The following is an 11,885-nucleotide window of genomic DNA, read 5'->3' as shown; positions in this document are numbered from 1 at the left end:
ATGCTTGCAGTGACTCCACCATTAAATACATACACTCGCGCAACTTGTACTCTCAAAACCCTGCAGTTCAGCGTTCGCTCACATTGCCCTTAGTCACGACATGTACAAAAAACGCCAGAGCACCAAAAAATGTCGAAAGGGCATACCCAAACGCTCCATACATAGGAACCAGAAGCAGCAGGCTAACAAACAGGATTGTTAGAAACGGGCCATGCATCCAGAGCTGGCGCCACATCCTCCCGGCCCCAACCAGTTCCTGCATATAGACATTGGCCACAACCATCGGAATGGTGGACAGAACGATCAGACTGAACGCCATCCGCCCTCCAGAGAATTCTTGGCCATAGAGACCCAGGATCGTTCCCCCACCAGCAATCACTGCCAACCCAACAGTCGTGGCGATCGCGAAATTGAGCAATGCAAGACGCCGGCGCAACTGGTGCGACTGCTGCCCATCGCCGGTGGCATGCAGGCGGCTGAACCTTGGGATTGCCACAGCGCTGATCGCAGACAGGAATAACAAGACCGGGCCGCGCCATTGCAATGCCGCGTTCACCACCGCCACCCCTTCAAAACCTGAATCCTGTCGCGACAGGATGAACATCCCGAACCAGGTGACTCCCCCAACCACCAAACTCACCAACATTCCCGGTAGGGCGAAGGACGACACCAACGTACTAAAGGAAACACCCTCCCCCCTCTTCGGAACCGAGAGGTCCGACCGCTTGCGACGAATCACTCCGTTCAGAAGGGCGAACTTGAGAACGACGCCTCCGAGGGTAACCAGCAACACCCCAGTGAGTCCGAAGTGGCCGCCGGCAGGAACTATGCTGAACAGCACCAGCAATGCTGTGGCGGCGTTCACCTTGGCAATTGGCCCGAACAGCTCAAGCCCCTGCGCCACACCGTTCTGAATTCCGCTGACGATGGATGCGCCGACAAATACGGCACCTAGCAATACGGCCAGTTGATAGGAAGATGATTGCAGCAGGTATTCGGATATGTTTTCTGTAAAGGGAATTGTCAAGAGCAAGATCGCTCCTGCAACCATCCAGCCGAAGCGGCTTACCACAGAGATTACGGCTGCGACCTTGGCTTGCGCATCTTGCTTGTAGCGAGCAACAAAAACGGTTGCTGTCAGACCCATCTGCAGGCCCGCCGTCGAAGCGACCAAGCCGATCGTGCCAAACAGTAGCCCGTAGACACCATATTCGGTAATCCCGAGCGCGCGGGCAATCAATATGGTCTGAACCATCGCCGCGATGCGTTGAAACCCAGTCAAGCCGGTATACCAGGCCGCGTTGCGGCGGAACTCGGACTTGAGTTGTCCTCGGACCCACGAAGAGAGACGTCTCATACTCCGTAGTATTCCCGGTACCACTCCACGAACCGTGCTATACCTTCATCCACCCCTATCTGAGGTCGGTAATCAACCATGGTGCTGAGCGCCGACACATCCGCCTCGGTATCCGGCACATCCCCCGCCTGCAACGGCAGCATCTCCATCTGCGCCTTGCGACCCAGGCACTGTTCCAACACTTCGATGTATCGCAGCAACTCCACCGGCTGTTCGTTACCGATGTTGTAGATACGGTATGAGGCGACGCCGCTGGTGGCGGGATCGGGGCTCTCGCCGCGCCAGCCTTCATCCTTGGTCGAAACCCTGTCCAGGGTGCGGATCACACCTTCGACGATGTCATCCACGTAGGTGAAGCTGCGCTTGTGGTGGCCGTGGTTGAACACCTTGATCGGTTCACCAGCCAAAATCGCCTTGGTAAACAGAAACAGCGCCATGTCCGGCCGGCCCCAAGGGCCGTAGACGGTGAAGAAGCGCAACCCGGTGCAGGGGATGTCGTACAGATGGGCGTAACTGTGCGCCATCTGCTCGTTGGCCTTCTTGGTGGCGGCGTAGAGGGTAAGCGGGTGTTCGGTAGGCTGGTGTTCGGAGAACGGCATGCTGCGGTTGGCGCCATAAACCGAGCTGGTCGAAGCGAACACCAGATGTTCCACGCCGTGATGGCGACAGCCCTCCAGCACGTGCAAGAAGCCGGTGACGTTGCTGGAGACGTACACATGCGGATTTTGTGCGGCGTAACGCACACCGGCCTGGGCAGCAAGATGGATGACACGCTGTGGTTTGTGGTGGGCGAAGACTGTTTCGATAACCTCGCGATCAGCGAGATCGGCATGCACATGCGTATAGCCGGGTTGCCCCTGGATCCGCGCCAGCCGCGCCTTCTTCAGGCTGACATCGTAGTAATCGTTGAGATTGTCGAGACCGATCACCTCGTCGCCTCGTTCAAGCAGGCGCATGGCAACGTGGGAGCCGATGAAGCCGGCAGTGCCGGTGACCAGGATTTTCATGCGTTCACCATGCCTCAGCACTCCTTGCCTGTGGCATCTGCGGCCACTTGCTGCTTTTCCATCCCGCGAAAGTCCAGGCAACGCGACCCGAGCCGGCCACATGGCGCACATGCGCAGTACGCAGCCACGCCATTTGATTGACGTGGCGCACTGCCTCCAACAGGAACTGGCTGTGAGCATGGTTGCGTTGCGCCCCACTATGCAAGCGGCGGATATCGCTGCCCAGATGACGAGCTTCCCAAGGCTGGGCGGCCCGATCCTGCTCGGGCGTGCGCAGAACCACATCGTATTCCAGCCCTATGGCACCGCAAAGCTGCCAGAGGGTTTTGAGAGTGAGGTTGGCGCCACCACCCAGTACCTTGCTCATGCGGCTGGGCTGCCAACCAAGCTTTTCGCACAACTGGACGCGGGTCATGCCTGCCTCCTCAAGTGCGCGGGCAAGATCGATGGCAACCTCTTGGGCCTTGATATCGAAATGGAAGTCGGCATCGTTCCAGACCTCCTCGAACATGGCGGCGATTTCAGCCTTGGCTTGTGTCATGGGTCGGCTCTTGGGAGGTCGTTGGGGTTATCAAATTCAGTGGGCGCAAGCGCACTGAATTTCTCTGCATCGATGAGAGCGGCAGCTTGCGTTTCGAGAGCGGACTTTTCCGCCTTCAACCGCCTGTCTTTGCGCTTAGCCATTGCGTGGAAACCGCACCGAGCGACCACGCCCAATGCCGTAGTAGGCCAGGCCGGCGTTTTCCACCAGCGTCGGGTCGTACAGGTTGCGGCCATCGAAGATCACGGCGTGGCAAGCCGGGATTTGAGGCGGGCGAAGTCGGGGCTGCGGAACTGCTTCCACTCGGTGACGATGACGAGGGCGTCGGCACAGTCCAGGGCTTGCTGGTCGGTCTCGCAGAGTTGCAGGTCGGAGCGATCACCGAAGATGCGGCGGGTTTCCTCCATCGCTTCCGGGTCGTAGGCACGGACGCGGGTGCCGGCGTCCCACAGGTGCTGGAGCAGGCGGCGGCTGGAGGCTTCGCGCATGTCGTCGGTATTGGGCTTGAAGGCCAGGCCCCAGACGGCGATGGTCTTGCCGCGCAGGGCGTCGGCGTTGCCGTAATGGCGCAGCATCAGTTCGTACAGATGGTTCTTCTGCGCATCGTTGACGGCCTCGACCGCTTCCAGCAATTGCGGGCGCATGCCGCATTGCTGGGCGGTGCGGGTGAGCGCCTGCACGTCCTTGGGGAAGCAGGAGCCGCCGTAGCCGGCACCGGGATAGATGAAGTGCCAGCCGATGCGCGGGTCCGAGCCGATGCCCTGACGCACGTTTTCCACGTCGGCGCCGACACGTTCGGCGATGTTCGCGATCTCGTTCATGAAGCTGATTTTGGTCGCCAGCATGGCGTTGGCGGCGTACTTGGTCAGCTCGGCCGAGCGCACGTCCATGGGGACGATGCGGTCGTGGTTGCGATTGAAGGGAGCATAGAGCTGGCGCAAGGTCTTGATCGCCTGCTCGTCATCACTGCCGATGACGATGCGGTCCGGGCGCATGCAATCGTTGATGGCATCGCCTTCCTTCAGGAATTCCGGATTGGATACCACGCTGAAGGCGATGTCGGTGCCGCGTGCGGTCAGTTCCTCGGCGATCGCGGCGCGGACTTTGTCGGCGGTGCCAACCGGCACGGTGGACTTGTTGACAACGAGAACCGGCTTCTGCACATGCCTGCCAATGTTGCGCGCCACAGCAAGCACGTATTGCAGATCGGCACTGCCGTCTTCGTCGGGCGGCGTTCCCACGGCAATGAAGACAATGCCACCATCCTTGACCGCGTCGACAGCGGCAGTGGTGAAATGCAGGCGCTCATCGGCATGGTTGGCTTTGACCATGGACTCCAAGCCTGGCTCGTAGATGGGGATGACGCCTCTATTGAGCCCATCGACCTTGGCCTGATCAATATCCACGCACGTAACGACATGGCCAACATCGGCCAGACATGTTCCGGTGACGAGGCCAACGTAGCCCGTACCGAAAATAGTGACTTTCATTCAAACACTCCAGTACCGGTTCGGATCACAGGCGCCCATCCACCACGTCGATAGGCAACACATATTTCACGTCGTACACGATGGAGTCGGGCTTGCCGAATGCCCTAATACCTTCACCACCGAGAGCACGAAACTGGTCGTGCCCAACAGCAACGACGACGGCATCGTAGCTTTCGGGCTGTGGCTGAATCAGATTCATGCCATATTCTTGAAGGGCTTGCTCGGCACTGACCCATGGGTCGTGGATATCCACGCTGGTATTGTAGCCACGCAGAGCCTCGATAATATCCACCACTCGAGTATTGCGCAGATCCGGGCAGTTTTCCTTGAAGGCCAGCCCGAGCACAAGAATACGTGCCCCTACCGGGTTGATTCCCTTGCGCAGCATCAGCTTGATGGTCTGGTCGGCCACGTAGCCGCCCATGCCGTCGTTGGTGCGCCGACCAGCAAGGATCACGTCCGGATGGTGGCCAACTTCCTGCGCCTTGTGGGTGAGGTAGTACGGATCCACGCTGATGCAATGGCCACCGACAAGACCAGGACGGAATGGCAGGAAGTTCCACTTGGTACCAGCAGCCTCCAGCACCTCCAGGGTATCAATGCCGAGCTTGTTGAACAGGATGGCGAGATCATTGACCAGTGCGATATTCAGGTCACGCTGGGTGTTCTCGATGACCTTGGCGGCTTCAGCGACCTTGATGCTGCGGGCCTTGTGGGTACCTGCATTGATGATGCTGGCATACAAGGCATCGACAAAATCCGCCGCTTCCGGAGTGGAACCAGAAGTCACCTTGAGGATGTTGGTGACCCGGTGTTCCTTGTCACCCGGGTTGATACGTTCCGGACTGTAGCCAACAAAGAAATCCTTGTTGAAGGTCAAACCACTCGCCTGCTCCAAAATCGGTACGCATATCTCCTCGGTGCACCCGGGAAACACGGTGCTCTCGTAGATCACCGTATCACCGGGCCGGAGCACTTTGCCAAGGGACTCGCTGGCCTTACGCAGCGGAGTCAGATCCGGACGTCGAGCGTTGTCGATGGGCGTAGGCACGGTGACGATGTAAACGTTGCAGTCGGCAATGCCATCAGGTTCGCTGGAAAAGCTGAGGCGCGCGGCCTGGGCAAGCAATTCCGGCTCCACTTCCAGGGTGCTGTCATGGCCGGCGCGCAGCTCCTGGATTCGGGCGGTGTTGATATCGAATCCGATGGTGTCGTACTGCTTGCCGAACTCCACCGCCAGTGGCAGGCCGACATAGCCCAGCCCTACGATGGCAATGCGGGTGGTCTGGGGATCAGGAATGGTGAGCGTCATTGGGTTGGCAGTTTGAGGATGAAGTGAGGTATGGAAGGGCTGTTGGCGTGACCCGGTGACAGGTCGGGCGCCAGGCTGCAATCTGGCACGCTACCGCCCTGCGATTGCAAAGGGCATTTCCGCAAGCCCGCATTATCTGGTTGTAAACCGAGCACCTGCGCTACGTCAGCCGGCAGGCATTGCTCCGAGAGGTTGCAAAAATTCCAGCGGCACCGCCACGCGCTGCTCGGCACCCAGCAGGTGCAGAAGCACGATGGCACGTTGTTGACCATTGTCATGGGCATAAGCACCGCGCAAACCCGCCAACGGGCCGTCAACGATGCCCACCCCATCACCTGGTTGAAAACTCGGTGGCATGGGTTCGATTACGCCATCCGGGCCGGTGTCCTGCTTCAGACGGCCGATGATGTCGTCAGGCACCTGCGCCAGCTGATCGGCAAAACGAACCAGCCCAAGTACACCGCGAGTGGATCGAACCGGCGCAAGGTCCTGCGCCAGCGGGTCGGCTTGCAGGAACAGGTAACGCGGGAAAAGTGGCTCCACCCGGGCTTTTGACTCGCGCTTGCGTATTCCCGATGCCATCTGGCGGATGCGTGGCAGGAAACATGCGAACTGCTGGCGTGACAGGTGCTCCAGCGCCTGCGCTTCGGCACGGGCTTTTGTGTGCACGCAGAACCATCGCAAGCCCCCCTCCCCTCCACGCATTACATCTGCTCCGGTGAAGAGGTGTCCCGAGGGGCATCAAGCTCGCTTCGAAGAGCTTCGATCTCGGCGCGCAAGCGGTCGTATTCATGCACCTTGCGGGCGAGAAAGGCGCGCGTCATTCGGGCCTTGGCCTCGATGCCGCGTGGTGTCAGCAGGTAGGCGTAGCCGAGCTTTTCCGGGTTGCGGGCAAAGCTCCCGGCCTTGACCCAGCCTTTGTCGATCAATGCGCGAAGCACGTAGTTGATCTTCCCCAGCGACACGCCTGTCTCACGTGCCAATTCACGCTGGCTTGCCTGTGGATGATCGGCAAGCCGGCGCATGATGGCGATATCGAGTTCGTCGTTGGACATGCTCGCCGGACCAGGGTGTTCAATGATTGAACGGCCAGCGCAGGCTAGCGACCAGGTGCGGATTTGGCAAGCCATGCCTGTCGTCAGTGAGGTCATTACCGGATCAATCTGCCTGTGCACCGTTGCATCCTGATTGCATCTGCCCGCCCGCTGCCTGTACGTGCAATCAGGATTGCGCTTTATCCGTATCCGCCATTCGGCACTCAACCTGTGTCTTGCGCGGCCAGCGCAGATGGCTGAAGAACGCCACTGCCCGGTCCGTGCGCGAGGTCAACCAGTAATAGCCCAGGGACATCAGCACGAAAGCCAGCGCCAGCAGCAGTTGTGGCACATGCAGCAACAGGGCCACGGCCGCCAACAGGCCAGTAGCAAGACTGAATCCAACCAGGGTGAAAACGGTAGCGGAAACACTGAAGCCGCCCTGGCGCATCAAATGGTGGATATGTCCACGGTCGGCGGCTGCGGGCGAACGCCCCGACCGGATCCGGCGCACCATCAACACCAGGCAATCCATGATCGGAATCGGGATGAGCCAGAGCGCCAGGATCGGCCCGACCGGGTGGCCGGGATTTTGAGTCAAACGGAAGGCGAAGCAGGCGATGGTGAGTCCGAGCAGTGCACTGCCGGCATTGCCCATGAAGATCCGTGCCTGCGCACGCCCAGGCAGGCGCATGTTGAAGAGCAGAAAGCCCGCCACGGCACCCATGATGAACCCGATCCGCAAGAACACGGTGTCGTTGCCGGAATAGAGCGCTGCTGCTCCCATCATGGCGAGCGCCGCCAGCACCAAGGAACCGGCCAAACCGTCCTCGCCATCGATCATGTTGACCGCGTTGATGATGCCCACCGTGGCGAACACCGTGAACGGCACCGAGAGCACACCCAGATCGAATGATCCGAACCCGAACACGTTGCCGACCTGTTCGATTCGGATTCCGCCCACATAGATCATGATGAGCGCAGCAATGATCTGGGCCACGATGCGCTGATGCCAGGGGATGTCGTACCGGTCATCAACCGCGCCTACCACGGTGATCAGGATCGCGGCCAATCCAAACCCGATCGAAGCCCGGCCAGGATCGCCAGGCAGCAGCACGAACGTCAGCGCACAGGCCAGCAACATGGCCAGACCGCCGATTACCGGAGTTGACTGTGCGTGTGCTTTACGACCAGCGGGATGATCCACCAGACCCAATCGCCCGGCATGCGGCAACAGCAGCACAATGAAAATCACTGCCAGCACAAACGTGCCCGCGCCGCCGATTGCTGTTTGCAACATCGGTGACATTTGACGCCCCCTGTTTCTGAATAGCTTCCAGGTTGGGTCAGAGCCGGCAATGCCTGTTCTGACGCCACCCAGCTCCATCTAAGCCAACTTCAGCCATGCCTTCAGGGTTAATTCGATCCCTTCCAGCGGGGCGGACTTTATCACAAGCTCGTGTGAAATCGAGAGAAACAGTGACTCGGCTCAAACTTTTACAAAGTTGCAACTGATTAGACCCAATACACCAGCTGCATGAAGCTGCTCTCCGCCAGGCGTGAGCAGGCATTTGAACGGTGCTCCTCGAACGCCAATCAGCATGCAGCCACCTGGCTTGCATGACAGGATTCGCCCTGCCCCGCGTTGGGCGTTGCTTTGCCCAGCTTGTTGCGCTTGCGGCAGGACTTGCCCGCGATGAGGTTTTCCCTGCAACCCCGCCGCCTGATCGCTGGCAAGTCAGATCCCAGCAAAGCCCACCCCAAGGGCTTGCTCCGCTGATCTTGGTGCATTGGCAGGCCTCCCAAGGAACGCCTGAACAAGCCGCCGGGATGACGTTGAAAGACTTGACCTGAGGCTTCCCAAGTGCAACTCCTCGCTGTCTGGCGGGGTCGCTCATCGCCGGAACAAAGGCCCACAGCGATTGGACACAGCAGCCTCGCCACCAAGGCTTGACCTTTTCTGGCCGAACCGATCTAATAGCCTGCTTCCCGCCACCGCGCGGGCCGGCAGCCACCACGGTTGTTCCGGCAGCAAGGCCAAGTAGCTCAGTTGGTAGAGCAGGGGATTGAAAATCCCCGTGTCGGCGGTTCGATTCCGTCCTTGGCCACCATCCCCAAAGCCTTACCCCGTAACGCTTTCAGCGATTCGCATGACATGTCGGATCGCCTCTCCGTTTTCGCGAATCCCGCACTTGGTGCACCGTTTGGTGCCCATTTGTACCACGCTATAACGGCAGTCAAGGCGAAGTTCCCTGTTGCCGTCGCATCTGCACATGTGCACTCCGTGAGTCCTCAGTGAGTACGCACGGCGGCGTCACTGCGCATCTGTGTGGCGTCCGACTCTCGCTCGGTACTGCCGTGGCATTACACCGTCATTGCCGTGGCATCGTCCAGGCGGATCAGACCGCACAGCAGGCGGAAGCCCCTTCGTAGCCCCTCAAAAGCGTTGAGCGAACGTTGAGAGGATGCACCAGCGACCCGCACCCCAGAAAAAGCCCGGCGCAGTGGCCGGGCATCGGGTGGCGTACCTGGGTGCCGGCAAGCCTCTGCGATCAGGCAGCGCCCAGGAAGCCCTGAAGCGCCGCACGGGCTCGTTCCGCATCGGACGCGGTGCCGATACTGTCCAGCGTGGTCATGGCGCTTTGCACAGTCAGCACGCTGGCATTGCCGCCCATCGCCGGCCTGTCTTCCAGCTCGCGTACTTCGTCGCGGGTCAGCGCCCGACAAGAGCGGGCGCAACATCGCCGCGTCGGTTCGCGCCCGACTGCTCAACAAGGCCCGCGCCGAAAAGCTCGACTTCAACCTACTGCTCACCCGCTACGCACTGGAGCGGATGCACTGCGGCAGTTACCCTCGGAAGGGGCTATGTTGAGCGGGTTGAAATCTCAGAAGTTCGACCTGGTGCAAGATCTGCTCACCGGCAGGATGCCGGTGAAAACCGAAGAACCCGAACCCATGGAAACCGTCGCATGAGCACCGTCGCCATCCCCGCTTGGAATCCGCATGGCTTACTGCCACCCATCGACGTGCTGAACCCGACCAGTGTCGAGCGTTCGCCGTACCGCGTGGTGCTGACGGATGTGGTGGTGCGCTTCGCCACCTTGCCGCAGCGCCGGCAAGTCCTGCGCGGCTGGCTGGTCTATCGCGCAACCTTGCACGGCATGGGCCTGACCGATGGCTTCCAATGGCTCGACGGAAGTTTTCTGGAGCAGGTGGAAATGCTGGAAAACCGCCCACCGCAGGACATGGATGTGGTCACATTCCTGAATCCACCTGCCGGTTTTACGCCAACACAACAGCAAATTGCCGCGCTGGACAATCAAGCGGCCAAGCGGGCTTTCCAAGTGGACAGCTACTTCGTTGACCTGAACCTGCCTGCCAATGAGCTGGTCGAACGCAGTGCCTACTGGTACAGCATGTGGTCGCACCGCCGCAATCAGGCCTGGAAAGGGTATCTTGAAGTCGACTTGAACCCGGCACACGACCAGCAGGCCACCGAGTATTTGAATCAGCAAGACGCTTTGGGGGCGCAGCCATGAACACAGACCAACGCAACTTCCTGCTGGCCGAGCGCGAAACCGTTAAGCGGATGCTGCCAAAAACGCCCACCACAGCGCTCCTGACCCGGATGAGCGATGAAGCGCGGCTACGTAACATCGAAGCCGAACTGGCGGCTTTGCCTGCGGACGGGCGCAGTCCTGCCCGTGCCCGCCTGACCTTCAACGGCCTGCCGGTGATCGACAGTCACGGCATCTTTGCCGACTTCGGCATGAAGGCCGTGAGCAGTTTCACCGACACGGTGGCGACCGTGGCTGCATCCTTGTCCGCACCTTTGGCGGCGATGGGCCCGATCCCCAACCGTGACCAGAACCAGTTGTTGATCACCAACACCGCTATCGGTTCGTTTGGTTTCGACCTGGAGGAATACCGCGCGCAGGAACTGCTGGATGATGAAAGCGCCGTCGCCGTCGCGCTGGATCGCACCCAGAGCCTGTTACAAGCCACGCTGGGACAGGATGACGAACTGGCCGACATCGCCTCGGAAACCGACCCTCGCGCGTTGGAGAAGGTACGTGGTTTCCTGCGCGTGCTGGCCGACAACGAAGCCATCTGCACCCTGCAATACGGCGACAAGGCCATGCGCTTCTCTGACCCTGGACAGGTGCGGCGCAGTCTGGAGCGTCTGGCCGCCGACAACCTGCACGAAAGTCTGGAAACGCTAGAGGGCGAATTCGTCGGCGTGTTGCCGGTGGCGCGCAGCTTCGAGTTCAAGCTGTCAGGCAGCAACGAAATCGTGCGCGGCAAAATTTCGCCCCAAGTGGGCAACGTTGAAATACTCAACGACCACCTGCACCAGCGTGTGCGCGTTGAGGCTATGCGAACGCAGATTGGCAATGGTCGCCCGCGCTTCCTCCTGACACAGATTCCACACTGGGCCGCAGATGCTGTGCCGGCGAGCAGTTGAGGGCGAATGACGCAAGAGCGCAGGCGCTGTCAGACAAGCAGTGACGCCAGGTTGACGGCAACGCATTCAGGTCTGAAGTCGGCTGGAAAGCCAAGCTGACCTACTGTCTGGATGCACCGCACGCAGTCATCCTGCCGCCGCTTGCCGCTATCATCCCGCGACCACATCCGTACGCGGGGGAATGGAACGATGAAGCGGCAAACCGCCTTTCCTTTGATTGTCATGGGCTTGTGCCTGGTGCTGTTGCTGGCAGCCTGCAGCAACGGCCCGCGCAAGCGCGTGTTCGCGCCCAATGCCAGCGTGCAGGAACTGGTGCTGCAGGCCGACGGCAGCTGGCTGATCCAGTTGCGCATCCAGAGTTTCAGCAATGTGCCGCACACCGTCTCGAACGTGTCGGCGCAGCTGCTGGTGGACGGCATTGAGGCCGGCGGCATGCAGCTGGTGCCGCCGGTGGCGATCGGCCCGTTCAATGCCGAGGTGGAAGAGTTGCAACTGCAACCCTCCAGCGAAGCCGCAGCGCGCGTCAGGGCCGCGCTCGATGACGGCCGCAGCGTGCGTTACGAGCTGCGCGGCACGCTGGAAAGCAGCGAGCCGGACAAGCGCCGCGACGATTTCACCTTTGAAGGCCAGCTGTGGCCGGTGCCGGGCCTGTCAGGCGTGATGCGCTGACCTTTCAACC

General features: G+C 60.3%; 11 protein-coding genes, 1 tRNA gene and 1 pseudogene. 4 read left to right on the top strand and 9 right to left on the bottom strand.

From position 1 onward, the window contains the following. Positions 1-67: 67 nt before the first annotated feature. The 8 genes and pseudogenes from WDB66_RS03020 to WDB66_RS02985 all read right to left on the bottom strand — a co-directional run bounded on the left by WDB66_RS03020 (position 68) and on the right by WDB66_RS02985 (position 8,050). Positions 68-1,357 carry an oligosaccharide flippase family protein gene (locus WDB66_RS03020; RefSeq protein ID WP_339397048.1) on the bottom strand — a complete coding sequence of 430 codons (1,290 nt, stop codon included), beginning with the start codon at positions 1,355-1,357 and terminating at the stop codon, positions 68-70. Next, complete coding sequence (locus WDB66_RS03015) at positions 1,354-2,364, bottom strand: NAD-dependent epimerase (protein ID WP_339397046.1); 1,011 nt, start codon at positions 2,362-2,364, stop codon at positions 1,354-1,356. The genes WDB66_RS03020 and WDB66_RS03015 overlap by 4 nt, the downstream gene beginning before the upstream one ends. Positions 2,365-2,368: 4 nt before the next feature. After that, positions 2,369-2,905 (bottom strand): helix-turn-helix domain-containing protein, encoded by a 537-nt coding sequence (locus tag WDB66_RS03010; RefSeq protein WP_339397044.1) that lies wholly within the window; start codon positions 2,903-2,905, stop codon positions 2,369-2,371. A gap of 135 nt (positions 2,906-3,040) precedes the next feature. Further along, positions 3,041-4,395, bottom strand: a pseudogene (locus WDB66_RS03005) (UDP-glucose dehydrogenase family protein). A gap of 25 nt (positions 4,396-4,420) precedes the next feature. Next, positions 4,421-5,707 carry a Vi polysaccharide biosynthesis UDP-N-acetylglucosamine C-6 dehydrogenase TviB gene (gene tviB, locus WDB66_RS03000; RefSeq protein WP_339397042.1) on the bottom strand — a complete coding sequence of 429 codons (1,287 nt, stop codon included), beginning with the start codon at positions 5,705-5,707 and terminating at the stop codon, positions 4,421-4,423. A gap of 165 nt (positions 5,708-5,872) precedes the next feature. Continuing rightward, positions 5,873-6,391 (bottom strand): transcription termination/antitermination protein NusG, encoded by a 519-nt coding sequence (gene nusG / locus WDB66_RS02995; RefSeq protein WP_339397040.1) that lies wholly within the window; start codon positions 6,389-6,391, stop codon positions 5,873-5,875. Positions 6,392-6,411: 20 nt separating this feature from the next. Further along, a complete protein-coding gene (locus tag WDB66_RS02990; protein ID WP_339397038.1) occupies positions 6,412-6,762 on the bottom strand; it encodes a MarR family EPS-associated transcriptional regulator in 351 nt (116 codons plus the stop codon). A gap of 166 nt (positions 6,763-6,928) precedes the next feature. Next, positions 6,929-8,050, bottom strand: a complete 1,122-nt coding sequence (locus tag WDB66_RS02985) for an MraY family glycosyltransferase (protein WP_339397036.1) — start codon at positions 8,048-8,050, stop codon at positions 6,929-6,931. A gap of 726 nt (positions 8,051-8,776) precedes the next feature. On the opposite strand from WDB66_RS02985, the gene WDB66_RS02980 reads away from it, so the two are divergent. Continuing rightward, a tRNA-Phe gene (locus tag WDB66_RS02980) sits at positions 8,777-8,852 on the top strand. Positions 8,853-9,293: 441 nt separating this feature from the next. Here WDB66_RS02980 and WDB66_RS02975 read toward each other — a convergent pair. Then, entirely contained in the window at positions 9,294-9,416 is a 123-nt protein-coding gene (locus WDB66_RS02975) for a hypothetical protein (RefSeq protein WP_339397034.1), read from the bottom strand. A gap of 294 nt (positions 9,417-9,710) precedes the next feature. Between WDB66_RS02975 and WDB66_RS02970 the strand changes: the two genes are divergently transcribed. From WDB66_RS02970 to WDB66_RS02960, 3 genes are all read left to right on the top strand, one after another. Further along, positions 9,711-10,280, top strand: a complete 570-nt coding sequence (locus WDB66_RS02970) for a DUF6932 family protein (RefSeq protein WP_339397032.1) — start codon at positions 9,711-9,713, stop codon at positions 10,278-10,280. Further along, a complete protein-coding gene (locus WDB66_RS02965; RefSeq protein WP_339397030.1) occupies positions 10,277-11,206 on the top strand; it encodes a hypothetical protein in 930 nt (309 codons plus the stop codon). The genes WDB66_RS02970 and WDB66_RS02965 overlap by 4 nt, the downstream gene beginning before the upstream one ends. A 189-nt stretch (positions 11,207-11,395) precedes the next feature. Further along, positions 11,396-11,875: a hypothetical protein gene (locus WDB66_RS02960; RefSeq protein WP_339397028.1), complete on the top strand. Its 480-nt coding sequence runs from the start codon at positions 11,396-11,398 to the stop codon at positions 11,873-11,875. Positions 11,876-11,885 lie beyond the last annotated feature (10 nt).

The organism is Denitratimonas organivorans (genome assembly GCF_037478135.1).
GTDB lineage: Bacteria > Pseudomonadota > Gammaproteobacteria > Xanthomonadales > Xanthomonadaceae > Denitratimonas.
Note: the sequence above shows the minus strand (reverse complement) of the source record. Positions and strands in the feature narration are given on the sequence as shown.

What these genes read in the sequence shown, in the direction of transcription:
- tviB (WP_339397042.1), bottom strand. Translation starts at nt 5,707, where the DNA reads ATGACGCTCACCATTCCTGATCCCCAGACCACCCGCATTGCCATCGTA.
- WDB66_RS02985 (WP_339397036.1), bottom strand. Translation starts at nt 8,050, where the DNA reads ATGTCACCGATGTTGCAAACAGCAATCGGCGGCGCGGGCACGTTTGTG.
- WDB66_RS02970 (WP_339397032.1), top strand. Translation starts at nt 9,711, where the DNA reads ATGAGCACCGTCGCCATCCCCGCTTGGAATCCGCATGGCTTACTGCCA.
- WDB66_RS03010 (WP_339397044.1), bottom strand. Translation starts at nt 2,905, where the DNA reads ATGACACAAGCCAAGGCTGAAATCGCCGCCATGTTCGAGGAGGTCTGG.
- WDB66_RS03015 (WP_339397046.1), bottom strand. Translation starts at nt 2,364, where the DNA reads ATGAAAATCCTGGTCACCGGCACTGCCGGCTTCATCGGCTCCCACGTT.
- WDB66_RS03020 (WP_339397048.1), bottom strand. Translation starts at nt 1,357, where the DNA reads ATGAGACGTCTCTCTTCGTGGGTCCGAGGACAACTCAAGTCCGAGTTC.
- WDB66_RS02990 (WP_339397038.1), bottom strand. Translation starts at nt 6,762, where the DNA reads ATGTCCAACGACGAACTCGATATCGCCATCATGCGCCGGCTTGCCGAT.
- WDB66_RS02965 (WP_339397030.1), top strand. Translation starts at nt 10,277, where the DNA reads ATGAACACAGACCAACGCAACTTCCTGCTGGCCGAGCGCGAAACCGTT.
- WDB66_RS02960 (WP_339397028.1), top strand. Translation starts at nt 11,396, where the DNA reads ATGAAGCGGCAAACCGCCTTTCCTTTGATTGTCATGGGCTTGTGCCTG.
- WDB66_RS02975 (WP_339397034.1), bottom strand. Translation starts at nt 9,416, where the DNA reads ATGGGCGGCAATGCCAGCGTGCTGACTGTGCAAAGCGCCATGACCACG.